Below are 23,659 nucleotides of genomic sequence, written 5' to 3'. Positions count from 1 at the left end.
TGATTAGTATGAATCATAAGGGTTACCTTTTTACGATTTAGATTTCAGTGATTTCACCCTCTATCTAAATCGGTAACCCTTCCCTTTTTTGAAGAGGGAATTGTCAGATCAGATCTGAACTAATGCATATTAACAACAGCCGTTTTTTTAACCGGTCTTGCTGAAAATATCTTTATCGGCATTCTTCCCGATGTTGCAAAGGGGTTGTCTGTTACAGAAACAGAAGCCGGTTCTATTATTTCTGTATTTTCGCTGACATACGCCCTTTATGCCCCTTTTGCTGCGGTAGTAGCATTTCGTGTACACACAAAAGTTGCTCTCCTGACCTCTCTGGCAATTTTTACAGCTGTCAACCTGCTGGTTATGGTCCCGGGCACGGGGTTGCTATTAATAAACTGTTCAAGGGTAATCAATGCAATCGTTTGTGCTCAAATTTCAGTAAGTGCAGTTATTTGTGCAGTAAGCCTGGTTACAGATCATTTTAGAGCCAGAGCTATTGGATTAGTTTATTTGGGTATCAGTGGATCGACATTTCTGGGGGTGCCTGTGGGAGTTTGGATAACCCACATGAGCAACTGGCGGGTAACAGGACTTGCCATGGTGTTGCTTGGTGCAGTTACCATTTATTTGGTTTCAGAAAAGTTGCCATACGTAAAAACAGTAAAAAATGAAGGCAGCCCGACCCGGTTATTTACCGCTCACCTAAAAGATATAAAGCAGCTGCTAGGGCAACTTGTTTCAATTCTGTTTATAGCGGGTCATTTCATACTCTTTACATACTTAACATCCTTCTCTGGCAATAAAGGTTTTAGTGGGCCTGAAGTGGAATCCTTTATCTTTACTATCTTTGGCATCTCAGGGGTTGCAGGCGGAATACTTGCGGGTACTTTCTCTGACCTGATAGGAAGAAAAACGGCCTTGATCACAGTCCCAGCCCTCTATATTTTGGCGACTTTCCTGTTGAGCATATCCAAAGACCCCATTATGTTTTTCTGTAGCTTATCATTCTGGGCTGCGGCTAGCTGGTCTATATCTCCGGTTGTACAAAGTTACCTGATAGATCTTGCAAGGAGCCCCAGAGATGTTGTTATTGGTGTTAATACCAGCGCAATGCACCTTGGTGTAGCAATTGGTGCGACTGTGGGTGGGAGGTTACTTATTAGCAAAGATCTTTCCAGCCTTCCTTGGGGAGCGATTGGCATGGCTCTATCTGCCCTGGTATTTGCCCTGTTATCCATAGCTCTTTATTCTGGCTCAACTGGGTCTCCCGAATTGTCTGCCGAATGAGGGGGGTGTACACCGAAAAGTAGTGCATTTTATGAGCAGCGAACTTTTCGTAGGAATGGGCACGCATTTACATTTCAGCCTTAAAGGAATGATCCAGGCTAAAGGGCAATTAACAGAAAAAGACACCGGTCAGTTTCCGGTGTCCATTCATTGTTCAAAAGAAGCTTTTTTCACCCATCCATGTGAACGTCAGGTGGCTGCTGAAACTATCGCAGCTCTCAGGCCATCATAATCCGTGATTGACGGGTACTGGGGAAATTCAGCAATGACGTTTTCCGGCGCTTTAAACAGAAAGCCTGCATCCGCTTCAGCCAGCATGGTTGTGTCATTATAGGAATCCCCTGCTGCCAGAATACGGTAGTTCAGACTTTTCAGGGCTTTGACCGCCGCCCGCTTCGGATCTTTCTGCCGCAGGCGGTAACCGGTGACTTTCCCGGATGGGTCTACTTCCAGCCGGTGACAGAACAAGGTTGGTCGTCCCAGTTGAATCATGAAGGGGTCAGCAAACTCATAAAACGTATCGGAGAGGATGACCAGCTGGAAGCAGGACCTGAGCCAGTCAACAAATTCAACAGCACCTGCCAGGGGCTTCATACCCCGGATAACCTCCTGGATTTCATTAAGCCCCAGGTTGTGTCGCTCAAGAATCCCAAGCCTCATGGTCATGAGTTCGTCATAGTCAGGAATATCACGGGTGGTCGCCCTTAACTCGTCAATCCCTGTCTGTGTCGCAAATTCTATCCATATTTCAGGAATCAACACCCCTTCCAGATCCAGGCAGACGACATCCATCACCTATACTCCCCATTGTTCAATTTGGTTACGGGAGGAATATAGCACAAACACCTATAAATATAGGCAATAATTCTATAATCGCATAAAAAGCCGTTGCTAGAATAGACGGTCACGGTTACCCATCCAGGGCTGAATCAGGAGACATCATTTATGAAAATCACCATGGTCAAGAAAGTCATGGCTGACGGCAACCTTTGCAAAAAATGCCTTGAGGTACAGGAAAGACTGGAAAAGTCCGGCTATGTGGACCGGATCGACACCTTTGTCACCGCCGTGGAAAATGACCCCTCAAGCCCGGGCGCCCTCTTGGCCGACATGCATCAGGTCAACAAGGCGCCCTTCTTTATCGTGGAGCAGGAAGGCCAGGAGCCGGTGATTTACACCATTTATTTCAAGCTGGTGAAAGAGGTGCTGGAGAAAGCGGCCTGATGCCCTGCAGTACAGCAAACCCTGCCGGGCTTAAAACCAGGTCATCATGGTCAACGGGTGGGCAACTGAACATGAGAAAACAGCTCATCCACCTCGGCCTTGTTATGACGGAGAATCGCTTCCTGCACAACATCTTTGGTCAGATGGGGTGCGAAGGCTTCAATAAAGTCGTACATAAACCCGCGCAGGAAGGTGCCACGACGAAAACCGATCTTGGTGATACTGGGTTCAAAAAGATGGTCTGCATCCAGAGCCACCAGATCAGAATCCAGTTCCGGGTCGTAGGCCATCTTGGCAACAATACCCACTCCGAGGTTGAGCCGGACATAAGTTTTGATCACATCAGCGTCAGTGGCCGTAAAAACAACACGGGGCGACAGCCCCTCATTCATAAACGCTTCGTCCAGTTTGGAGCGCCCGGTAAAACCGAACACATAGGTCACCAGTGGATGATGGGCAATGTCCTTGAGGCTCAACTCGGATACCTGGGCCAGGGGATGATCTTTTGGGACCAGGACACAGCGGTTCCAACGATAACAGGGCATCATCACCAGGTCATTAAACAACTCCAGAGCCTCGGTGGCGATGGCAAAGTCAACGGATCCGTCTGCAGCCATTTCAGCAATCTGGATCGGAGTACCTTGGTGCATATGCAGCGCAACATCCGGGTACTGGGTAATAAACTGGTTAATAATGGGAGGAAGAGCGTAACGGGCCTGGGTATGGGTGGTGGCAATGGAGAGGCTACCCTTGCGTTCATCACTGAACTCCTGTGCCACCTGCTTGATGGACTCAACCTTGCGGAGGATTTCCCCCGCGGTATCAATGATTTTTTCGCCGGCCGGAGTGATTCGAGTCAGATGTTTGCCGCTGCGGGCAAATACTTCAACACCCAGTTCATCCTCAAGAAGTCTGATCTGTTTGCTGATACCGGGTTGCGAGGTGTATAGACTCTGCGCAGTAGCTGATACGTTGAGGTCATGGTGGGCAACCTCCCAGATATAGCGCAGTTGTTGCAGCTTCATTAGATGGCCTCCGGTCAGGCGGGTTGTACTGACAAAATGCGAGTGGTGTTACCGAATTCGTTAGTTCTATAAAGCATAAAAGAATGAAATTAAATTCTTTTCCAGAATACTAGCCAGTCAATATAGTTACCAGCGAATCATGAGTTTTTAGTCATATTTTCAAACATCGTCTGAGCTACTTATAACTTTAGACCATATATTTAAGGGTGCTTATGGACTTTCCAACATACATGGCAGCCGGCGCCGGGGTGGGTTTTGCGGTTGGCCTGACAGGCATAGGAGGGGGTTCACTAATGACTCCTCTGCTGCTGCTGTTTGGTTTTCCGGCCCACATTGCTGTTGGAACGGACCTGATGTATGCAGCCATCACCAAGTCAACCGGTGTCATTGTCCACCACCGCCAGCAAAGCATTGACTGGAAACTGGTGGCAACCCTCTGTGCCGGCAGTCTGCCTGCCGCTGCTCTCACCATCGTTATGCTCAGGGTTTTCTTCGACGGAAGCGCTGATTATAGCCCGATCCTTACACTATGCCTTGGGATTATGCTGATTCTCACATCAGTGGCTCTTATTCTCAGCCCTTTCATTCAACGATGGCAGCTGGCCAGTGATTCACTGATCCCGGAAAAGCACCTGCTGCCAGTAACACTCCTGGCCGGACTTCTTCTGGGAGGACTGGTAACACTTTCATCGGTAGGGGCTGGCGCTCTTGGTACTGCCGCCATTATTCTGCTTTACCCTCTTCTGAAACCCGTGAAGGTGGTTGGCAGTGACCTGGCCCATGCCGTTCCCTTAACCCTGGTGGCAGGCATGGGGCACATGTGGCTGGGAAACGTAGACTTCATGTTGCTGGGCAGTCTGCTCATGGGGTCAATACCCGCTATATATATTGGAACCATCGTTGGGAAAAAATTGTCTGATCAGTTAATGAGATCCATATTAGCCCTGATTCTGCTCATGCTGGGAGTCAGTTACCTTTTTTAACGGTTCAGGCTTGCAGGGTAACGGTACTTTGAATAAAGTGAAAACCCTCATAATCCTAGTGGAATATGCATAACCAGCAGCAACTGTGATCTGGGGGCTGTAATTTTGTCCGGAATGGGTTTGTTTAAGTCAGGAATGAAGTTCACCCTGACCCACTTGACCGGGAGAGTTTGACTTTACAATGAGAGTGCGTGCATGGCTGTTTTACCCATTGAAGACCTGAATATAGAGTCCCAGGAAATTCTGGTGACTCCGGATCGCCTGAAAACAGAAGTTCCTGTCTCTCCTGCAGCGGCAAAAACCGTCTCCGAGAGCCGTGAAGTGATCCGCAATATCCTGGACGGCAAGGATCACCGCCTGTTTATTGTGATCGGTCCCTGTTCAATTCATGATGTTGAGGCCGCCAAGGACTACGCCCGGCGCCTGAAAGAACTGAGTCAGGAACTGGACGACACTCTTTATCTGGTCATGCGCGTCTATTTTGAGAAACCCCGGACCACCGTTGGCTGGAAAGGCCTTATCAATGACCCCCATCTCAACGACTCATTCAAAATTGAGGAAGGGCTCTATATCGGCCGCCGCCTGTTGATGGATGTGGCAGAGATGGGAATACCCGCCTCAACAGAAGCCCTGGACCCCATTTCACCCCAGTACCTTCAAGACCTGGTGGCCTGGTCTGCCATTGGTGCCCGAACCACTGAGTCCCAGACCCATCGGGAAATGGCCAGCGGTCTCTCTTCATCAGTGGGCTTTAAAAACGGGACGGATGGAGGACTGGAAGTGGCCATCAACGCCCTGCAGTCCGTTTCCAGCCCCCACCGTTTTCTTGGGCTGAATGGCCAGGGTCAGGTGGCAGTCACACATACAAAGGGCAATCCATACGGACATATTGTTCTGCGGGGAGGCAGCGGCAAGCCCAACTATGACTCCGTCAGTGTGGCTCTGTGTGAGAAGGAACTGGAAAAGGCCGGTATCAAGCCCAACATCATGGTGGACTGTTCCCATGCAAACTCCAATAAGGACCCTTCCCTTCAGCCATTGGTCATGGAAAATGTCACCAATCAGATTCTCGAGGGCAACGATTCTATTGTGGGCCTGATGGTGGAGAGCAATATTGGCTGGGGCAACCAGAAAATGCCGGAAGATCTGAAGGACCTTCAATACGGGGTTTCCATCACGGATGCCTGCATTGACTGGGAAACAACGGAAACCACTCTTCGCAGCATTCATGCAAAACTGAAGGATGTATTGCCGAAGCGAAAGCGGAGCTAATCCGGAGGGGAAAAAACCCCGATAGAACTCTTAAATAAGCAGCTCGAATTGTTCGGGCTGTTTTTCTTTCAGGCCTTCAGAAGTATTTTCATTTACTGACGGGTACACAGAGGGACTCAACCCCAGCGAGAGCTGGGATTCCGGGGGGGCTTCAGCGACCAGTTCTTCCCTGACCGGGTGGTTCTTTCGTTCAATGGGCATATTGCTGATGCGTCGATCCAGTATCGCCGAACAAATAAGGCAAACACCTGGAAGATGCTGGTTCACAAGCACCTCATAGCTGCACTCACCATGAAGCACCTCTGTACAAAGGGTCCGATCACTTCTTGATTCAATATCCAGGTTAGCCTCCACCAGATGGTGGACGTCACTGTCATCCCTGGTCAAAAAAAAGTTGGACAGAATACTCTGCTTATAACGCTTCACAGTTCCTTCAGGCTACAGGATAATTGGCGGTTACCAAGGGGAGATTTCCAAAAAAGGTCGGAAACGATACACCATATTTCAGCTCAGATATACCAGTATCTTTACCGCCTGGATAAAAATACCAGCATTTATCTTATCGGCCCCTTCAGGAAGGGTCAGCAGCAAAAGGCTGATACTGAATCTTGTTGATGGTCCAGATTTTGATGCCCCCAGGTGCTTTGACCTGAATCTCATCATCCACCTGTCGTCCAATCAGCGCCCGGGCCATGGGGGAGTCAATGGTGATGTGACCAAGGCTGACATCAATTTCATCCGCCCCGACAATACGGCACAGGAGCAACTCCCCTGCCTCGTTCTCAAGCTCAACCCAGGCGCCAAAAAACGCTTTTCCCTCCTGCTGTGGGGAGTACTCAATGACTTTCAGTACATCCAGGCGTTTACTCAGGTAACGTATCCGTCGGTCAATTTCCCTTAACAGCCGCTTCCCTTCTTTGTATTCAGCATTTTCACTGCGATCACCCAAGGCTGCCGCTTCAGACACGGCCTGGGTAATTTTGGGGCGCTTCACCCTCCAGAGGTATTGAAGCTCCTCTTCCAGTTTTTCTTTCCCTTCCCGGGTAATCAGCGGTGATTTCATGTCCGGACCATCAGGTCGACCGTCAGAGAAAGCTCAACTCAGCCTTATCCCTGGATGCGGCCTTACTTGTAAAACGCATTTTCCCGGTTGCTGTGATCGGTCACATCCCGAACCCCTTTCAGTTCAGGAATGCGCTCCATCAGGGTACGTTCCACACCGTCCTTAAGGGTAAGGTCAACACTGGCACAGCCCTGGCAGCCTCCACCAAACTGCAGGACGGCTACATCTTCATCCAGCTCCACCAGAGAAACCATTCCGCCGTGGGAAGCCAGCCCGGGATTAATCTCGGTCTGCAGGAAATAGTTCACCCGCATGTCCAGAGGGCTGTCCTCATTGACTTTGGGCATTTTGGCATTGGGCGCCTTGATGGTCAGCTGGCCACCCAGCTTATCCTCGGCAAAGTCCACCACGGCTTCATCAAGAAACGGTTCACTGACACCTTCTACATGGCAGTCAAAGTGGTTCAGGGCCAGTTTCAGGTCTCCTTCTTTTTCTTCACCCGGCTTACAGTAGGCCAGGCAGGTCTCTGCATGGGGCGTCCCCGGGTTACTGACGAACAGGCGAACCCCGATGCCCTCAACGCCCTGCTTCTCCAGCAACTGACCAAGATAGTTCTGCGCAGCTTCCGTGAATGTAATGTTCAAGTCGTGAGTACCTCTGTTAACTACAGGTGCATTCTATGATATTCCCGGGATGGATGAAATCCCCAGTGGACCACTGGGTTATTCATGGTTCAGGGGCTCACAGGAGTTCCATTTTCAGACAGCGCTGTTTAGGGCAAAATAGTGGGAATCACATCAAGGTGTACCCTATGACTGCCTCAGAACAACCCGTAATCAACGACCGGCCACTGGTGGGGGTTGGAATTGCCATTATACGCAATGGAAAAATCCTGCTTGGGAAAAGAAAAAATGCCCACGGGGAGGGAGAGTGGGCGTTCCCTGGGGGGCATCTTGAATACGGTGAAGAAGTAGAAGTCTGTGCCCGCCGTGAAGCCATGGAGGAAACCGGGCTTGAACTGGGTAAATGCGTTGTCGGCCCCTACACCAACAGCGTCTTTCACAGCCGGGGTAAACATTACGTTACCCTGATATTGATTGCTGAGTCTCCTGTGGGTGAAGCCATCAACCGGGAACCGGAAAAGTGCGAGTACTGGGAGTGGTTTGACTGGAACAACCTGCCCTCTCCCCTGTTTCTGCCCCTGAGAACCCTGGTTGAAAACAACTTCAACCCACTGGATTACCTGCCCTCTTCATGAAATAGAACACTGGTGTTTCTTTACGGAATAAGCGAGAATTATTCGCATTTACACTTGTAACGTCGTTGAGGTCAATGGATGAAAGAAACCATCAGCATTCTCGGTTGTGGCTGGTTGGGTCTGCCTCTCGGAGCAAAGCTCGTAGAGGCCGGGTATTCTGTCAAGGGTTCCTCCACCCGGGAGGAAAAAAGGGCAGTGATTCATGAAGCGGGTATGCAGCCCTGCCTGCTGACGCTGACACCGGAACCTGAGGGTGAGCTTGAGGCTCTTCTCAATTCCGATATTCTGTTTATCAATGTCCCCCCCGGCAAAGGCGATGGCAAGCCTCACTTTTATTTCCGCCAGATGGAGCACCTGGTGGCCCGGATTGAGTCATCCCAGGTCAGCAAGGTGATTTTTGTCAGCGCCACTTCCGTTTACCCCCAGGAAAACAGGGAAGTGACGGAAGAAGACGCCGTTCGCATCCAGTCCCCTTTTTCGGATACCGCCTGGCTGGATATTGAGGAACTGTTCACAAAAAACAACGCTTTTAAAACCACAGTCTTACGTTTTTCCGGCCTCATTGGCGGAGAATACCAGCCCGGTCGGTACTTTTCCGGAAAAGAGCTGGGAGGAGCGGATGACCCGGTCAATATGATTCACCGGGAAGATTGCATCCGGATCATTGAACAAATCATCCTGCAGAATGTTTTCGGTGAGACCTTCAATGCTTCTGCGGATGAACACCCTACCCGCAGGCAACTGTATACCCGCTCCTGTGAATTGATGGGTATTTCCCCTCCTCAGTTTATCGAAAAGCCCATGCCTTACCGGCTGGTTAACTGTGATAAATTGAAAGAGGCGCTAGGGTATCACTTTATTCATCCGGATCCGTTAGCTGCATTGGCCATTTAACAAACTCCATATCCTCTTTTCAAGAAACGCTTGATCTTGCACGTATGCAAAATCAAGCGTTTTTCACCACAAACCAATAAAACACAAAGCACCCTGAACTTTTGTCGATACCCTTTGTCTGACAGGAGTGCTTTAACAAACAGAAAAGCTGGTTAGTGGGCTTGTTCACTGAAAAACGGCTTTGTTGATTTACACTTTTTTACTGTTGTTAACTCTTGGGCAGCACCGATAAATAGTGCTGAGCCGGTTCAGTATTTTCGATATGAGCTAAATAACATACAGCCTAATAGCATTAAGCCGCAAAGAAAGAGGCTGGTATAACTGTCCAACGATTATGCAATATGGAGTGAAAGATATGAGTCAATTAACACAAGGAAAATCCCGGCGCGTCATGTACATCGAGAATAAAGAGGGCGGTATGAATGGTGTACCTGCACGAATAGGCTGGGTGACTTTCTCAAAAACCGGACGCAGTGTTTACTATCGTGACCTTACCTTAAAGCGAATGAAAGGTGGCGGTATCTCTGGTAATTTCTATGAAGAAAAAACCGGCAAAGAGTATTGGATTTCGGGTGTTAAGAAATCGGGCAGTAATGCTCACTGGGGCAAACCAGTGGAAATCCAGGTAGACGAAGACGCCATTGAAGAATATTGGGCAATTAGAGAAGGTCGTGCAACATGAAAAAGTGGTGCAGTTCGCTTCAGATTACCCCTCATATTGCATGGCCAGTTGTACGTAAGTCTAATCGCCCCTTCTCTGATTTATCAACCCCCGTTCAGGGACTGATAAATCAGTGTTCAAATAATATTTTTTAAAAGCTAACCCGTTTTATACCAGCTCAACTGGTCATGAAGCGTCACCACACTACCCACAATAATCAGAGTGGGCGCTTTCACTTTCTCATTTTCAATCCGCTGATTGATGGTTTCCAGCGTTCCGGTAAAGACTCTCTGGTTTTCTGTAGTGCCCTGCTGAATCAAGGCAACCGGTGTATTCCTGTCACGACCGTGGGCCATCAACTCCTGACAGATCCGTGGCAACCCGAGAAGCCCCATATAAAAGACCAGGGTCTGCCCTGGGTCCAGCATTTCACTCCAGTTCAGGGAATAACTGCCATCCTTTAAATGCCCGGTTACAAAACGCACCGACTGGGCATGGTCCCGATGGGTCAGGGGAATCCCCGCATAACTGGCACAACCAGAGGCTGCGGTAATACCGGGCACCACCTGAAACGGAATTCCCTCACTGGCCAGAGTTTCTATCTCCTCCCCTCCCCGGCCAAAAATAAAGGGATCTCCCCCTTTAAGACGAAGCACCCGCTTTCCCTGTTTAGCCAGTTCAGCCAGCAAAGCGTTGATCTCTTCCTGGGGACGTGTGTGACGATCCCGTTTCTTTCCCACATAGATATAATCCGCATCCCGACGACACAGGGCAAGCACCTGCTCCGACACCAGCCGGTCATGGAGCACCACATCCGCCTGCTGCATTAACCTCAGGGCTTTAAAAGTCAACAGGTCCGGGTCACCAGGCCCTCCTCCCACCAGGTACACTTCTCCTGTCTTTTGCGCTTCTGTGGCTTCCAACTGGGCAACCAGCATCCGACGGGCCTGATCAATATTTCCCGCCAGGGCCTGCTCCGCCACCGGGCCCTCAAACAGTGTTTCCCAGAAATATCGCCGGTCATTGATTTTCTGAAATTTCTCCTGCACCAGCTGACGACACTCACCCGCCAGGGCTGCCAGGCGACCAAAGCCCTGGGGCAGGATGGTTTCCAGTTTCTGTCGAAGCAGCCGGGCCAGTACCGGAGCCTTGCCGCCTGTTGAAAAGGCAACGACCACGGGAGAGCGGTCAACAATGGCGGGCATCACCGCATTTCCGGCGTCGGCATCGTCCACCACATTGACAAAAAGCTGCCGGCTTTGGGCCGCTGCTGACACCCGCTGGTTCACCCCGGAGTCATCCGTTGCGGCAATCACCAGACAGACACCCTGAACATCACGATCCTCAAAGCCCCTTTCAATCAACTGATGGCCGGGACCGGTCAGAACCGCCCTGATATCATCACCAATGTCCGGTGCGACCACTCTTATACAGGCCCCGGAAGCCAGTAATAAACGTACTTTCCTGAGCGCTATGTCCCCACCACCCACCACCAGGCAAAGCTGGTTACGAACTTGCAGAAATAATGGCAGATAATCCACGTTATTCTCTTTGTTATTACGTTCTGTACTTTCTTTCACTGTCGATGCATGTTCTACCCGACAGGCGCCTTTTACACTGAAGTCCGATTCTATCAATAACGAGGGTTTGTAAGATAACAACAAATTTTCATTTTTTATTCTTTCAGGTTATAAAGCAACGGCGGACCCAGAAGGTCATGGCACAGTCCATGACGTTAACTTGAGTGACGACAACCCTCGTACCAAAACAAGAGTCAACAACAGGGTCACTGCCGTCAGGAAAGGAATAGCAAACAGTGGGTGGCCAAAATAAAGGTCATAGTTGTAGATGGGCCACAGAATCAGCGGGTGAAGAAGGTAAATTCCAAGGCTGTACCGGCTGAGGGTAGCTGCCCCCTGGCGAACCCAGCCGGTCAACCGGTCGCCGTAGGATTTGACCAGAACAAACACCATGGTCGCCACCATAATCACATTGGGGGTCTGGTAAGAGAGAAACAGCCCCATGGAGTAGCGCTCTTTCTGGGTACTCAGCCAGTAAACCCCACCCTGGGTGGCGATAATCGCAGCAATGCCCCCAAGAATGATCCACGGACGATAGCGGCTCAGATCGTAATTCATCAGGTAGTAGCCCAGCATCAGATAGCCACCGTACAGAAACAGGTCAATCTGCAGGATATTGTCGATTCTCAGAAAATAACTGAGGGAGAGCAGCAGCCACCCGGCAATCATGCCCAGCACCACCCGATGGGATACCGATTGCACCAGGGGCTTCAGTAGCGGAATCAGAAAATAGAGGGGTATAAAGTAATAGTAAAACCCCAGATGATACCAGCTGGCCTCAACAGGTATGGCCTCAAAGGTTTCCAGGGCGACAGTAGACTGGTAACTGAAATCCCCCTGCAATCCCGAAAGCAAGGCATAGATCCCGGTCCAGAATAAAAACGGGACCAACACCTTGGCCAGTCGTCGTCGGATAAAATACCCCGGACGTATTGGCCTGGGGTCACTGAGAAAAAGCCCACCGGTAATCAGAATAAACACAGGAACCGCCCACCGGGAAGCAGCGTTGAAACTGGTGGCGGTAAACCACTGATCCATGGGGATCTGGCCATAAAGCTGCCGGTAAGGTCCCAGCACATGAATAACCACCACCGCTATTGCCGCAACGGCCCGCAGTACATCCAGATAAAACAATGGCTTTACTTCTGTTTTCATCTACCCGCCCCCAACCTGTACTCTGATTGCAGAATCATCACTGCTGCAGCCCGGCTCAGGCAGTGAGTTCAACCGCTGCCATAAGCATAAATCCGAACTACTGTCCAAGGTGCTTATGCGAGTACAGTTCAAACAATTATTGTCGATATAACCTTTCCACCAGAATACTAACAAGCTGTCTGCATGACGACCCCTGACTCTTACCAAACACTTTCAAATAAGGCGTTTTTACGCCAGCTCTGGCAACTGGCACTGCCCATTTCCCTGCAGTCGATGATGTTCTCGCTGCTGGGCCTGGTTGACATCTTTATGGTGTCGCTGCTGGGTGAAACCGAAGTGGCTGCAGTGGGGCTGGGCAACCGGATCTTTTTTTTCAATATGATTCTGGTGGCAGCCCTGGGCGGCGGCATGAGCATTCTGGTGGCCCAGTTTATCGGTGCCCGCCATATGAATGGCATGCGTCGTACACTGGTACAGACGATACTGGCCTCCCTACTGATCACCCTGCCCTTTGTCATCGGTTATCTGCTGTTTCCGGAACAGATTCTGGAATTGGCCAGCGAGGACAGTGAATTGATCCGCCTGGGCAGTGAATACCTGGTGATCACTGCGCCCTCCTTTTTGTGCATCGCCCTGACCATTCCCCTGGAAACGCTGTTAAGGGCCAACAACGATGCCAAGACACCCACCCGCATCGGTTTTATAACCATTGCCATCAATGTCGCCCTCAACTACCTGCTGATCTATGGACACATGGGTTTCCCCGCCCTGGGGGTAGCCGGCTCCGCCTGGGGAACGGCCCTGGCCCGGGTAATCCAGATGTTTCTGCTTATTTACTACATCCGGAAAGTTCGCTCCAGCCTGGTACCGGTTCGGACCGACTTTTCTGAATCCATGAACACCCGGCACTGGCGAAAGTATCTGGCCATTTGCATCCCCATGCTGCTGCAGGACGGGCTCTGGTCGTTCGGTTTGATCATCTACAATCTGATTTTTGCCCAGATGGGAGTGGTAGAGCTGGCGGTGATGAGCGCGATCTCATCGGTGGAAGGTGTACTCATCTCTCTGTTTATCGGGTTTGCCATTGCCGTCTCCATCATTCTGGGTAAGGAGCTGGGCGCTGGTCAGTTTGACCTGGCCTGGAAACAGGGACGGCGGTTCCTGATCGTTGCCCCACTGATTGCCCTGGGCATCGGGTTACTGATGCTGGTATTCAGCCAGGATGTGGTGAGTCTGTTTGGCAAGTTTCAGGGGGATACCCTGGCCCTGGCCAGCGATATTCTGGTGATTGCCGGCTTTGCCCTCTGTATTCGGGTGATCAATCTTACCGGTATTGTCGGTATCCTCCGCAGCGGCGGCGATGTCAAAGCCACAGCAGCCATCAATATCATCGGCATGTGGGGCGTAGGCATTCCCCTGGCCTGGGCAGCGGTGAACGTCTGGCACATGCCTCTGTATCTGGTGTTTGTGATGGTGCTGATGGAAGAAGTGACCAAAGCGGTTCTGGTGCTTTACCGGGTGGTAGCCCGCTGCTGGCTGAAAAACCTGGTGGTGGAAAAAGAGGTCTGAACTGCAGCGTAAGTTCTGGATTGATCTTACCTGGAGAGGATGGGTTCCCATGGGATGCATGGAAACCCGGAGTACTGCGCAAGCCCTGGAATCAGTCAATCACTTCCAGGCCGCCCATATAAGGCTGCAGGGCTTCAGGAATATGAATACGCCCTTCAGCATCCTGATAGTTTTCCAGAACCGCCACCAGAGTCCGTCCCACCGCAAGGCCCGAACCATTCAGGGTATGCACCAGCTCCGGCTTGCCAGTCTCATTGCGGAAGCGTGCTTTCATGCGCCGGGCCTGGAAGTCCAGACAGTTACTGACAGAAGAAATCTCCCGATATTGATTCTGGGCAGGCAGCCACACTTCAAGGTCGTAGGTTTTTGCCGCCCCAAACCCGAGATCACCACCACAAAGAGCGACCACCCGGTAGGGAAGCCCCAGCTTCTGCAGGATCGTTTCGGCATGACCGGTCATCTCTTCCAGGGCTTGGAAGGACTGCTCCGGATGCACTACCTGCACCATTTCCACTTTTTCAAACTGATGTTGACGGATCATGCCCCGGGTATCCCGGCCATAGCTTCCTGCTTCACTGCGGAAACAGGTAGTATGGGCTGTCAGTTTCAGGGGCAGCTGGTCAGCCTCAACAATCTGCTCACGGACCATGTTGGTCAGTGTAACTTCAGCAGTAGGAATCAGATAGAACAGCTTTTGTTCAGTGCCAGTGTCATCATCACAGGCGGTCTTGAACAGGTCTTCACCAAATTTGGGCAACTGACCGGTACCATAAAGCGCTTTGTCGTGCACCAGCAGTGGCGTGATCACTTCCTGATAGCCATGCTCTGTGGTCTGAACATCCAGCATAAACTGGGCCAGAGCCCGGTGTAATCGGGCAATTTTTCCACGAAGCATGGCAAAACGTGCACCGGACAGTTGAGTAGCAGACTCAAAATCCAGGCCCAGGGGCTCACCAAGATCCACATGATCTTTAATTTCAAAGTCAAACTGGCGGGGTTCGCCCCAGGTGCGTACTTCTACATTGTCGTTTTCATCACGGCCTTCGGGCACGGAAGGATCCGGCAGATTCGGTACTTCCAGCAGCAGGCCGTTCAGCTCATCCTGCAACTGCGCCAGGGCCTGCTCATTGTCTTTCAGTTCGGCATTGACACGGTCCATCTGCGCCTTGAGTTCTGTGACATCACCGCCCTGGGCTTTCAGTTTGCCAAATGCTTTCGAGCCCGACTTACGCTCGCTCTGCAGCTGCTCTGTTTTCACCTGAAGCGACTTCCGGCGTTCTTCCAGGGCTTTCAGGCGATCAACATCCAGGGTGAACTGCTTCTTCAGAAGCGTGTCACGGACTTCCTCGGGATGGCTGCGAACGTATTTGGGGTCCAGCATAGGAACTTGTTAACCTTGTGTTTTAGGCATGAGTGTCTGAGGGGTTTGAAGCCGCCAAAGGCCGCTTCAAAACAAGCCTCTAATAATAAGGAATGGTGGCGGTTTCACAAGGGATTTTTTAGACTTCAGGCACTGCCAAGCATCATCCGTACTCCCTGATAACCCGCCCAGGTGCCAAACAGGCAGACCAGCACACTGGCCAGGATATAGGCAATGGCCTCTGGCAAACGGTCGGACTGGATCAACCGGAAAGCGTCCAGGGAAAAGGTGGAGAAGGTCGTCAGGGCTCCCAGCATCCCGGTAATGGCAAAATTCTTCCAGGCCGGTGGCAGCATGGCTTTTTCCACCAGGCAGTACCAGCCTATCCCGATCAGTACGGAGCCCACCACATTAACCGTCAGGGTGGGCAACGGAAATAACTGGGCATTTTTGGATTCCGCAAACAGCTGATAGACAAGGGCTCTAAGGGTTGCTCCCAAGGCACCGCCTGCGGCGATAATAAGGTAATGGTACATAGTGTCAGCTCAAACCTGATTTCTGGTTAACTTCTGTTGAGTTGGGTATTGTCGTGTTTTGGAGGGGTACTGAAATGAAAGCCAAGAAAATATGATTGGATAATATCGTTTAGAAAAAACATCATATCATCTTACCCCACCTGATCCAGGAGCCCTCTCACCGTATCGAATCCTGACGCCAAGACCGGACTATCCACTCAACGCTATATCTGTCGTCTTTTCATCTCACTGGAACTATCCAGCTCCCGTAACCTGGCCAGCTTTTCCCGGATTTTAATTTCCAGCCCACGGTCATTGGGTTGATAGTACTGACGGGGTTCCATCGCTTCCGGAAAATAACACTCTCCGGCCGCATAGGCATTGGGCTCATCATGGGCATAACGGTAGCCATCGCCATACCCCAGATCCCCCATCAACCGGGTGGGGGCATTGCGAAGGTGCAGCGGCACTTCCAGGGAGGGGTTTTCACGAACATCGTCCAGCGCCGCCTTCCAGGCCTTGTACACGGCGTTGCTTTTAGGGGCACAGGCGCAATAAACCGTGGCGTGGGCCAGGGCCAGCAACCCTTCCGGAGCCCCCAGGCGCTCGAAGGCCTGCCAGGCATTGACGGCAATTTCCAGGGCCCTGGGATCGGCATTGCCGATGTCTTCGCTGGCTATGGCCACCAGTCTGCGGATCACGTAGAGAGGGTCCCCTCCCCCATCGACAATACGGGCGGCCCAATATAAAGCCCCATCAGGATCTGAGCCCCGGACTGATTTGTGGAACGCCGATATGGTGTCATAAAAGGCATCCCCACCCTTGTCAAAGCGACGGCCTCCGTCTCCAAGAATGGCCTGGACCGTTGTTGCCGTTATAACGCCCTGCTCTGCCAGGTCAGCGGCCACCTCAAGGGTATTCAGCACTTTTCTGGCATCCCCGTCCGCATAACGAACCAGAATATCCCGGACATTCTCCTCCAGAGTCACCCCCTGAGCACCCAATCCGCGGATCGGGTCGGCCAGAGCCTGATCGATGACCTGGCCAATGGCGCTTTCATCAAGGGGTTTAAGCACATACACCCGGGCTCTGGAGAGCAGCGCGTTATTCAATTCGAAAGATGGGTTTTCCGTGGTAGCACCGATAAAAATCACCGTCCCATCTTCAATATGGGGCAGAAAAGCATCCTGCTGGGACTTATTAAAACGGTGTACCTCATCCACAAACAGGAGGGTTTTACGCTGTCTGAACTGCTGCTCATCTCTGGCCCGGGCCACCGCCGCACGGATGTCCTTGACGCCACTGAGCACAGCCGACAGTGTTTCAAAGTGGGCATCACTCAGCTGGGCAATCAACCGGGCCAGGGTGGTCTTGCCCACACCGGGAGGCCCCCAGAACACCATGGAGTGCAGCATTCCCTGTTCCAGGGATTCCCTCAGGGGTTTTCCCCGGCCCAGAATGTGCTCCTGCCCCAGGTACTCTTCCAGAAGACGAGGCCTCATTCTGGCCGCCAGTGGCTCATAAGGGCTGGTCCCGGAGGCTGGCCCCGGCGGCTCATCAAACAACGAATCCATAACGCTCTCTTTAAGGACGAAAGGTTTTAATGAAGGAAAGGGAGCCTCAAGCGTCGCTCTCATCAATCACATCGAAACCTTCTTTTTTCAGCCGCTGAATATCCGGAACAAACAGGGCATCCTTGACCCCACCGTTGACTTTGACACTGGAGAAATCAATCCTGCGCTTGCCTCCCAGTGAATCCTTCAGGCTGATGGCTGACAGCTGCTGCCCGGCAAAATGGATATCAAGGCTCTCAAACAACTCGCTGGAAACTGCCGGGCGCAGGGTATAGACGACTTCTTTCCCATAATTCATACGCACCACCCGGTAATCTTTTAAAAAGCGCCTGGCATCACCACTGAGCAGCTGCACCGGGGTCGGCCCGGCACTAGCATCCTGCCGCTTGATCACCACCTGTTTGAAATCCGGGTCCAGCATCCAGATTTTGCCACCATGGGCAATGATTTCCTGGTCAAAAGGCTCGGTCACCTGCCAGCGAAACCGGTCCGGTTTTTTCAGCTGTATGATCCCCTTTTCCATTTTGGTCTGCCCTTTGCTGTCCACTGAACTCTGGGCAAACCGGGCACTGAGGGTATTGATTTTCTGCAGCTTGCTGGCCAGGGCTTCCGCTGCGACTTCATCGTGTTGAATCGAAGCCGGGGTGGAGCGGTCTGGCTTTTGACTGGCAGGAGAAGGGGCTGTATTGCCCACCGGGGCCGCTTGCAGCCCCAGCGAATAAAAAACTGTAAAAACAACAGGTAACAGCTGTTTCTTAATCATATGTTCAACTATCTACTCAGCGATAAATCTAAAAAATCAATACCCGGGCTGGATTTTGAGGACAACCTAACCGTCAGTTTTTCGGAGGAGGCGGTGCAATCACTTCCCGGTTGCCATTGCTCAGGGTCGGGCTGACCACACCCGCCGCTTCCATGGATTCGATCATCCGGGCCGCTCGGTTATAACCCACTTTCAATTTGCGTTGCACCGAGGAAATGGAGGCTCTCCGGGACTCTGTGACAAAGGCCACCGCCTCGTCATACAGCGGGTCCTGCTCACTGTCGTCCAGGCCACCGGAAAACGCGCTGCCTTCCGAGCCCCCTTCCCCGACACCATTGAGGATCTCATCCACAAACTCGGGACCCCCCCGCTTCTGCCAGTCCGCCACCACCCGGTGTACTTCATCATCCGCCACAAAAGCCCCATGGACACGGATCGGTACACTGGTCCCCGGAGGCAGGTAGAGCATATCTCCATGGCCCAGCAACTGTTCGGCGCCACCCTGGTCAATAATGGTTCTTGAATCAATCTTGCTGGACACCTGAAAACTGATACGGGTGGGCACATTTGCCTTGATCAGGCCGGTAATCACATCAACAGACGGCCGCTGGGTAGCCAGAATCAGGTGTATACCCGCTGCCCTCGCCTTCTGGGCAATACGGGCAATCAACTCCTCCACCTTTTTACCGACAATCATCATCATGTCAGCAAATTCGTCCACCACCACCACAATAAAGGGCAGGGTCTGCAATTCAGGAGGAGTATCTTCAGCGGATACCGGCTGGTAGAACGGATCGGTCAGGGGCTCTCCCCCCTTGATCGCTTCTTTCACCTTGCGGTTATAACCAGCAATGTTTCTGACCCCCAGATGGGCCATCAGCTTGTAACGCCTTTCCATCTCAGCCACACACCAGCGCAGGGCGTTGGCCGCTTCCTTCATATCGGTCACCACCGGAGCCAGCAAGTGGGGAATGCCGTCATAAATGGACAGTTCCAGCATTTTCGGGTCAATCATGATCAGCCGGACCTCTTCCGGGTTCGACTTGAACAGCATGGACAGCAACATGGCATTGATGCCCACCGATTTACCGGACCCTGTAGTCCCTGCCACCAGAAGATGGGGCATTTTGGCCAGGTCAACAATCACCGGCTGCCCGGCAATGTCATGCCCCAGAGCCAGGCTGAGAGGGGACTGGGCCTCATCAAAGGCTTTCGAGGCAATAATCTCACTGAAGAAGACGATCTCCCGGTCTTCATTGGGGATTTCAATGCCCATCACCGATTTCCCGGGAATCACTTCCACTACCCGCACGCTCACCACCGCCAGGGAACGGGCCAGATCACTGGCCAGATTGGAGATTTTGCTGGCTTTGGTACCGGGAGCAGGCTGGATTTCAAAACGGGTAATCACCGGCCCCGGATGAACGGCGACCACCTCAGCCTGGACACTGAAGTCTTTCAGTTTTAATTCCAGCAGGCGGGACATGGCATCCAGGGATTCCTGGCTCATTCCCTTACCAGAGTGCCTGGCCTCATCCAAAAGCGAGACAGCGGGCAACTGACCCGGGGGAACGTCATCCGTCTCTCCGTCAAAAAGCGTTACCTGCTTCTCTTTCAGGGCACGGGTACTGATGACCGGCGGTTTTGGCTTTTCGCTGATCAGCACTGGCGGCCGGCTTTCCCGGGCCTGGCGGTCCAGTTCCAACTCTTTGTCCCGGTCAATCTTGACCTTGGCCAGCGCACGCTGCTCTCTTTTTATTTCAATCCAGCGCCACAGGGACTGCAGCCACTCACTGAGCCTGGCTAACAGAAAGAGCGTACCCTGCCCGATGCGATCCATCAGCCGGAACCAGGAGAGATCGGTATAAAGGGTCAGCCCCGTCAAAAACAACGCCATCAGGATCAGTGTGCTGCCAGTGACGTTAAAGGCCGGTAAAAACTGATGAAGGATCAGTGTCCCCATAATGCCGCCACTGGAAGACGGAAAAAGGTTGTCCAGACCATGATAATGAAGAGATGCCAGGGCCGCACCGGAGCAGATACACAGCAACAGCCCACAGCCCCGGATCACCAGCAACCAGGGGGGCATCGACTGGGGCTGATGGCGATAGCGATAGACTCGCACCGCTTTGTAAACCAGGATCAGGGGGACCAGCCAGGCCAGAAAGCCGAACAGCGTCAGCAGCAAGTCCGCAAACCAGGCACCGATCCGGCCGGCACTGTTGGAAACGGAATTAGCCGCCCCCACGTAGGACCAGCCGGGATCCACTTTGTCATAACTGGAAAGGGCCAGAATCAGGAAGCTGGCCAGCAGTAACCAGCCAAACATAATCCCTTCCCGAACACGCAGGGAAATCCCCTCCATAACCGTTGCCTGACCGGAAGAGGAAGATACTGACCTTCTGGGTTGACGGTTCAGTTTACCGCGCTTTTTACTCACCGACTCTGTCATTGGCTCCCTGAAATAACGGAAATAAAAGGAATCCGGTCAAGATACCATGACAGCGAATCCATCCACAACGCCCTTCACGGTACGCTTTACCCATAACCCATGTACAAGCAGTATCGGCAGGGAAAGTCATGGCTGTTCATTGGCTACAGACATATCGTGGTATCGTAGAGACCTCAGTGTGAAAAACAGTGTACTCACCTCTTCCATAAGGAGCGTGCCACCCACTGTTTTTCCTTCGCTATAAGCATTGGTTATTTTACATGACAGGCTGACTGAATGATGAAAAGTGCGGTTCGAAAAGCTCTTCGCGGGGGAAAGCAGTTAACCCGACGGATTCGTGAAAAACCGGACTTTACCCTGGGTCTGCTGCTCTTCAACCTGACCGCCAGTATTGTCATCTCCCCCCTGATGCTGGACAACCAGTCCGCCGCCAGTACTCTGTTCGCCTGCCTGATGATTGCCAGCCTGGTACTGGTTCTCAGCGCCCTGACGGACAGCAGCCCAAGGGTCAGGCTACTGCTGGAAGTGAGTGGTCTTGCTATTGTGGTGCTGAGAATTGTTGCGGAATTTCAATGGGCTCCCCAGTGGCTGACTTATTTCACCCTGATCAGCAGTATGCTGTTCCATACGGGCATGATGCTGATGTTGATCCGGCACCTGTTCAGCCCGCTTCCCCAGCTGGAAAAGTTGCTGGCAGCCATCAACTTCTATCTGCTCACCGGGATCACCTTCAGCTATCTGTACCTGCTGATCAATCTGTTGAGCCCCGGTGCTTTTGACCTATCGGGACAGAACGTGTCCAGCTGGCCCGATTATCTCTATTTCAGTTTTGTCACCCTGACCACCCTTGGCTATGGCGATATCCTGCCCTTAAGCCCTCTGGCCCAGAGTCTTGTGACCCTGGAGGCGGTTATTGGAGTACTCAGCCCCACGGTAATGATCGCGCGGTTTGTAGGAAAGTAAACATGCAACATTCAGTTTACTTGCACAACAAAATACCAGGGATGGCGAACTGCTCGCCTTCCTTGATACGTAATTTTGTAATAACGATCACGTGCGCAGCCCCTGCAGCCTACCTGCAAGGGCTTTCATACGAATATCTACGAATGTCTTATTTCTCTACGGCCAGTATCTTCAGACGCTCCTTTTATCTCCTTGAGAACATACTATGGAATCCATACACGGGCACAATGTACTTAAGCTGGTTCGCGAACAGGAGCAGGCAATGGCGAAAGATGAGCTTCTGTCAAAACTGACCAGCGAGTTTGGTGCCGATGCCCGGTATCATACCTGCTCAGCCAGCGACCTGGATGCTGATACTCTGCTGTCAATGTTTCTCGAAAAGGGAAAGCTGGTTGAGCAGGACAACCGGATTCAGTTTCACGGGTGCAACTGCGGTTGTCATTGAAGGTCGTTAACTGATTGAAAGGCTGCCAGGCAGTGAAAGTCCATCTTCTGGCTGACTGAGTATTCCTGCTGGCACTGGCAGTTGCTCCACGGTAACTGCTCCTGCGTTGCTTTTATGCCTTTAGGTCCTGTGGGTACTAGCTCCCACATCCATGTGGTCGTGCATTTTCAGGATACAGTACGTCCCTGACATACCCTGAAAATTGCTCCTGCATTTTCAGGATACAGTACATCCCTGACATACCCTGAAAATTGCTCCTGTATTTTCAGGATACAGTACATCCCTGACATACCCTGAAAATTGCTCCTGCATTTTCAGGATACAGTACGTCCCTGTACATAAAATAAAACCGGTAGCAGGTACCGGTTCAAAACTCTTTACATTGTGCCTGTACATCTTCGTAGCCCGTGAATTACCTCCCCCGCAATCAAAGGCTTTTATCGGAGAACTCCCCCCTCATGTTCCCCTGCAGGCGTAGGCCATATTACGTATTGTCATTCCAGAGCATATTGATACAAATCAACATTACAGCTTACTGACAAAAGCCTGTAGCAAAAGAAAAAGAACGGAGTGCGTGTGTTTTCCGGTCAGGGTACACTTTCCCTCTTTCTTTCTGAACAAGCACCTTGGCGAGACCCTCCTGAATGGCCCTGAAAGCAACTATTTTCAAAGCATCGGTCAATATTGCGGATATGAACCGGCACTATTACGCTGATCACGAGCTCACCATAGCGCGACATCCATCCGAGAACGATGAACGGATGATGATCCGGCTTATGGCCTGGTTGCTCCATGCCTCAGACAACCTCACCTTTACCCGTGGAATCAGCACCGATGATGAACCGGATATCTGGTCCAGAAACCTGAGCGGTGATATTGAAACCTGGATCGACCTGGGACAGCCCGATGAAAAGCGCCTGAGAAAGGCCTGTGGCCGGGCAAAAAGCGTTGTGCTTTACAACTATGGTGGGCGCAGTGCAGATATCTGGTGGCAGCAGAATAACACCATGGTCAACCGGTTCAGAAACCTGGAAGTATATAATGTCCCTGCCAGTGCCAGCGATCTGGCGAGCCTGGTCACGAAGTCCATGAAACTTCAATGCACTGTCCAGGACCAGCATCTCTGGTTGAATGACGATCAAACCAGTATCCAGATTGATATCGAACCACGCTTTCCCAACTGAGCGGCTACAGCTACCCTGAATACAGACTTGAATACAATCCGTCTCTATTCGGGGTTACGCCATGTACAGACTGCTCTCTCTGATCTTTCTTCTGATTCTTCTGGTGGGTGCGGCTGCCAGAAGCCTCGACCTGTCGATCTATGAAGATGGCTATTATTTTCGCTACGAATTTCCAAGATTTGCACAAAACAGCTGGTTTCAGTTTGAAACAGGAAAGCGACAACTGTTCAGAGGAGTGATTGAAGATCTGAAGGCCCGAGCCAGCGAATAAGATCGCTGGCTCAGAAGAAAAGCATGAGATTATTTGCATTAGTTCAGATCTGATCTGACAATTCCCTCTTCAAAAAAGGGAAGGGTTACCGATTTAGATAGAGGGTGAAATCACTGAAATCTAAATCGTAAAAAGGTAACCCTTATGATTCATACTAATCA

Annotated in this window: 24 protein-coding genes; 12 read left to right on the top strand and 12 right to left on the bottom strand. The window is 51.5% G+C overall.

The genetic code is table 11. From position 1 onward, the window contains the following. Positions 1-126 precede the first annotated feature (126 nt). A complete protein-coding gene (locus ACNRUY_RS20985) occupies positions 127-1,287 on the top strand; it encodes an MFS transporter (protein ID WP_488113621.1) in 1,161 nt (386 codons plus the stop codon). A gap of 189 nt (positions 1,288-1,476) precedes the next feature. Here ACNRUY_RS20985 and thrH read toward each other — a convergent pair whose 3' ends face one another. Further along, entirely contained in the window at positions 1,477-2,079 is a 603-nt protein-coding gene (gene thrH / locus ACNRUY_RS20980; protein WP_488113618.1) for a bifunctional phosphoserine phosphatase/homoserine phosphotransferase ThrH, read from the bottom strand. Positions 2,080-2,232: 153 nt separating this feature from the next. Between thrH and ACNRUY_RS20975 the strand changes: the two genes are divergently transcribed. After that, a complete protein-coding gene (locus tag ACNRUY_RS20975; protein WP_488113617.1) occupies positions 2,233-2,511 on the top strand; it encodes a hypothetical protein in 279 nt (92 codons plus the stop codon). A 50-nt stretch (positions 2,512-2,561) separates the two neighbouring features. Here ACNRUY_RS20975 and cysB read toward each other — a convergent pair whose 3' ends face one another. Beyond that, positions 2,562-3,536 (bottom strand): HTH-type transcriptional regulator CysB, encoded by a 975-nt coding sequence (cysB, locus tag ACNRUY_RS20970; protein ID WP_488113616.1) that lies wholly within the window; start codon positions 3,534-3,536, stop codon positions 2,562-2,564. A 212-nt stretch (positions 3,537-3,748) separates the two neighbouring features. Between cysB and ACNRUY_RS20965 the strand changes: the two genes are divergently transcribed. Together ACNRUY_RS20965 and ACNRUY_RS20960 are read left to right on the top strand one after the other, a co-directional pair. After that, positions 3,749-4,519, top strand: a complete 771-nt coding sequence (locus ACNRUY_RS20965; RefSeq protein WP_488113615.1) for a sulfite exporter TauE/SafE family protein — start codon at positions 3,749-3,751, stop codon at positions 4,517-4,519. A 195-nt stretch (positions 4,520-4,714) separates the two neighbouring features. Further along, positions 4,715-5,791, top strand: a complete 1,077-nt coding sequence (locus ACNRUY_RS20960) for a 3-deoxy-7-phosphoheptulonate synthase (RefSeq protein ID WP_488113614.1) — start codon at positions 4,715-4,717, stop codon at positions 5,789-5,791. 30 nt (positions 5,792-5,821) lie between these two features. Here ACNRUY_RS20960 and ACNRUY_RS20955 read toward each other — a convergent pair whose 3' ends face one another. The 3 genes from ACNRUY_RS20955 to nfuA all read right to left on the bottom strand — a co-directional run bounded on the left by ACNRUY_RS20955 (position 5,822) and on the right by nfuA (position 7,498). After that, a complete protein-coding gene (locus tag ACNRUY_RS20955; protein WP_488113613.1) occupies positions 5,822-6,217 on the bottom strand; it encodes a hypothetical protein in 396 nt (131 codons plus the stop codon). Between the two features lie 145 nt (positions 6,218-6,362). After that, on the bottom strand, positions 6,363-6,854 hold the full coding sequence (gene greB / locus ACNRUY_RS20950) for a transcription elongation factor GreB (RefSeq protein WP_488113612.1): 492 nt from the start codon (positions 6,852-6,854) through the stop codon (positions 6,363-6,365). Positions 6,855-6,916: 62 nt separating this feature from the next. Further along, on the bottom strand, positions 6,917-7,498 hold the full coding sequence (gene nfuA / locus ACNRUY_RS20945; RefSeq protein ID WP_488113611.1) for a Fe-S biogenesis protein NfuA: 582 nt from the start codon (positions 7,496-7,498) through the stop codon (positions 6,917-6,919). 167 nt (positions 7,499-7,665) lie between these two features. On the opposite strand from nfuA, the gene ACNRUY_RS20940 reads away from it, so the two are divergent. The 3 genes from ACNRUY_RS20940 (at position 7,666) to ACNRUY_RS20930 (ending at position 9,688) form a co-directional block, all read left to right on the top strand. Beyond that, positions 7,666-8,112: a nucleotide triphosphate diphosphatase NUDT15 gene (locus ACNRUY_RS20940; protein WP_488113610.1), complete on the top strand. Its 447-nt coding sequence runs from the start codon at positions 7,666-7,668 to the stop codon at positions 8,110-8,112. A 78-nt stretch (positions 8,113-8,190) separates the two neighbouring features. Next, positions 8,191-9,006 (top strand): Rossmann-fold NAD(P)-binding domain-containing protein, encoded by an 816-nt coding sequence (locus ACNRUY_RS20935; RefSeq protein WP_488113609.1) that lies wholly within the window; start codon positions 8,191-8,193, stop codon positions 9,004-9,006. A 355-nt stretch (positions 9,007-9,361) separates the two neighbouring features. After that, positions 9,362-9,688, top strand: coding sequence for a hypothetical protein (locus ACNRUY_RS20930; protein WP_488113608.1), 327 nt, complete (start codon positions 9,362-9,364; stop codon positions 9,686-9,688). Positions 9,689-9,825: 137 nt separating this feature from the next. Here the strand turns inward: ACNRUY_RS20930 and cysG are convergent, their stop codons facing one another. Then, positions 9,826-11,208 (bottom strand): siroheme synthase CysG, encoded by a 1,383-nt coding sequence (gene cysG / locus ACNRUY_RS20925; RefSeq protein WP_488113620.1) that lies wholly within the window; start codon positions 11,206-11,208, stop codon positions 9,826-9,828. Between the two features lie 174 nt (positions 11,209-11,382). Next, complete coding sequence (locus tag ACNRUY_RS20920) at positions 11,383-12,402, bottom strand: acyltransferase (protein WP_488113607.1); 1,020 nt, start codon at positions 12,400-12,402, stop codon at positions 11,383-11,385. A gap of 183 nt (positions 12,403-12,585) precedes the next feature. On the opposite strand from ACNRUY_RS20920, the gene ACNRUY_RS20915 reads away from it, so the two are divergent. Continuing rightward, a complete protein-coding gene (locus ACNRUY_RS20915) occupies positions 12,586-13,971 on the top strand; it encodes an MATE family efflux transporter (protein WP_488113606.1) in 1,386 nt (461 codons plus the stop codon). A 91-nt stretch (positions 13,972-14,062) separates the two neighbouring features. Here ACNRUY_RS20915 and serS read toward each other — a convergent pair whose 3' ends face one another. The 5 genes from serS to ACNRUY_RS20890 form a co-directional block, all read right to left on the bottom strand. Continuing rightward, positions 14,063-15,352: a serine--tRNA ligase gene (gene serS, locus ACNRUY_RS20910; protein ID WP_488113605.1), complete on the bottom strand. Its 1,290-nt coding sequence runs from the start codon at positions 15,350-15,352 to the stop codon at positions 14,063-14,065. A 125-nt stretch (positions 15,353-15,477) separates the two neighbouring features. Continuing rightward, on the bottom strand, positions 15,478-15,867 hold the full coding sequence (crcB, locus tag ACNRUY_RS20905) for a fluoride efflux transporter CrcB (protein ID WP_488113604.1): 390 nt from the start codon (positions 15,865-15,867) through the stop codon (positions 15,478-15,480). Positions 15,868-16,070: 203 nt separating this feature from the next. Continuing rightward, on the bottom strand, positions 16,071-17,420 hold the full coding sequence (locus tag ACNRUY_RS20900) for a replication-associated recombination protein A (protein ID WP_488113603.1): 1,350 nt from the start codon (positions 17,418-17,420) through the stop codon (positions 16,071-16,073). 46 nt (positions 17,421-17,466) lie between these two features. After that, the gene (gene lolA, locus ACNRUY_RS20895; RefSeq protein ID WP_488113602.1) at positions 17,467-18,183 is read right to left on the bottom strand and encodes an outer membrane lipoprotein periplasmic chaperone LolA; all 717 of its coding nucleotides are present in this window, start codon (positions 18,181-18,183) and stop codon (positions 17,467-17,469) included. A 73-nt stretch (positions 18,184-18,256) separates the two neighbouring features. After that, entirely contained in the window at positions 18,257-20,548 is a 2,292-nt protein-coding gene (locus tag ACNRUY_RS20890; RefSeq protein WP_488113619.1) for a DNA translocase FtsK, read from the bottom strand. Between the two features lie 363 nt (positions 20,549-20,911). Here ACNRUY_RS20890 and ACNRUY_RS20885 point away from each other — a divergent pair, with 363 nt between their 5' ends. From ACNRUY_RS20885 to ACNRUY_RS20870, 4 genes are all read left to right on the top strand, one after another. Beyond that, positions 20,912-21,598 (top strand): potassium channel family protein, encoded by a 687-nt coding sequence (locus tag ACNRUY_RS20885; RefSeq protein ID WP_488113601.1) that lies wholly within the window; start codon positions 20,912-20,914, stop codon positions 21,596-21,598. Positions 21,599-21,803: 205 nt separating this feature from the next. After that, the gene (locus tag ACNRUY_RS20880) at positions 21,804-22,043 is read left to right on the top strand and encodes a YecH family metal-binding protein (RefSeq protein WP_488113600.1); all 240 of its coding nucleotides are present in this window, start codon (positions 21,804-21,806) and stop codon (positions 22,041-22,043) included. A gap of 644 nt (positions 22,044-22,687) precedes the next feature. Then, positions 22,688-23,227, top strand: a complete 540-nt coding sequence (locus ACNRUY_RS20875; protein ID WP_488113599.1) for a YaeQ family protein — start codon at positions 22,688-22,690, stop codon at positions 23,225-23,227. Positions 23,228-23,288: 61 nt separating this feature from the next. Further along, positions 23,289-23,498, top strand: coding sequence for a hypothetical protein (locus ACNRUY_RS20870; RefSeq protein WP_488113598.1), 210 nt, complete (start codon positions 23,289-23,291; stop codon positions 23,496-23,498). The last annotated feature ends 161 nt before the right edge of the window (positions 23,499-23,659 follow it).

The sequence above is a fragment of the Endozoicomonas sp. Z74 genome (assembly GCF_057680865.1).
Note: the sequence above shows the minus strand (reverse complement) of the source record. Positions and strands in the feature narration are given on the sequence as shown.

Coding starts and splice junctions, on each gene's coding strand:
- thrH (WP_488113618.1), bottom strand. CDS start 2,079: ATGGATGTCGTCTGCCTGGATCTGGAAGGGGTGTTGATTCCTGAAATA.
- greB (WP_488113612.1), bottom strand. CDS start 6,854: ATGAAATCACCGCTGATTACCCGGGAAGGGAAAGAAAAACTGGAAGAG.
- ACNRUY_RS20870 (WP_488113598.1), top strand. CDS start 23,289: ATGTACAGACTGCTCTCTCTGATCTTTCTTCTGATTCTTCTGGTGGGT.
- ACNRUY_RS20930 (WP_488113608.1), top strand. CDS start 9,362: ATGAGTCAATTAACACAAGGAAAATCCCGGCGCGTCATGTACATCGAG.
- ACNRUY_RS20975 (WP_488113617.1), top strand. CDS start 2,233: ATGAAAATCACCATGGTCAAGAAAGTCATGGCTGACGGCAACCTTTGC.
- ACNRUY_RS20890 (WP_488113619.1), bottom strand. CDS start 20,548: ATGGAGGGGATTTCCCTGCGTGTTCGGGAAGGGATTATGTTTGGCTGG.
- ACNRUY_RS20900 (WP_488113603.1), bottom strand. CDS start 17,420: ATGGATTCGTTGTTTGATGAGCCGCCGGGGCCAGCCTCCGGGACCAGC.
- ACNRUY_RS20940 (WP_488113610.1), top strand. CDS start 7,666: ATGACTGCCTCAGAACAACCCGTAATCAACGACCGGCCACTGGTGGGG.
- ACNRUY_RS20880 (WP_488113600.1), top strand. CDS start 21,804: ATGGAATCCATACACGGGCACAATGTACTTAAGCTGGTTCGCGAACAG.
- lolA (WP_488113602.1), bottom strand. CDS start 18,183: ATGATTAAGAAACAGCTGTTACCTGTTGTTTTTACAGTTTTTTATTCG.
- crcB (WP_488113604.1), bottom strand. CDS start 15,867: ATGTACCATTACCTTATTATCGCCGCAGGCGGTGCCTTGGGAGCAACC.
- serS (WP_488113605.1), bottom strand. CDS start 15,352: ATGCTGGACCCCAAATACGTTCGCAGCCATCCCGAGGAAGTCCGTGAC.
- ACNRUY_RS20960 (WP_488113614.1), top strand. CDS start 4,715: ATGGCTGTTTTACCCATTGAAGACCTGAATATAGAGTCCCAGGAAATT.
- ACNRUY_RS20915 (WP_488113606.1), top strand. CDS start 12,586: ATGACGACCCCTGACTCTTACCAAACACTTTCAAATAAGGCGTTTTTA.
- cysB (WP_488113616.1), bottom strand. CDS start 3,536: ATGAAGCTGCAACAACTGCGCTATATCTGGGAGGTTGCCCACCATGAC.
- ACNRUY_RS20885 (WP_488113601.1), top strand. CDS start 20,912: ATGATGAAAAGTGCGGTTCGAAAAGCTCTTCGCGGGGGAAAGCAGTTA.
- ACNRUY_RS20875 (WP_488113599.1), top strand. CDS start 22,688: ATGGCCCTGAAAGCAACTATTTTCAAAGCATCGGTCAATATTGCGGAT.
- ACNRUY_RS20920 (WP_488113607.1), bottom strand. CDS start 12,402: ATGAAAACAGAAGTAAAGCCATTGTTTTATCTGGATGTACTGCGGGCC.
- ACNRUY_RS20935 (WP_488113609.1), top strand. CDS start 8,191: ATGAAAGAAACCATCAGCATTCTCGGTTGTGGCTGGTTGGGTCTGCCT.
- ACNRUY_RS20965 (WP_488113615.1), top strand. CDS start 3,749: ATGGACTTTCCAACATACATGGCAGCCGGCGCCGGGGTGGGTTTTGCG.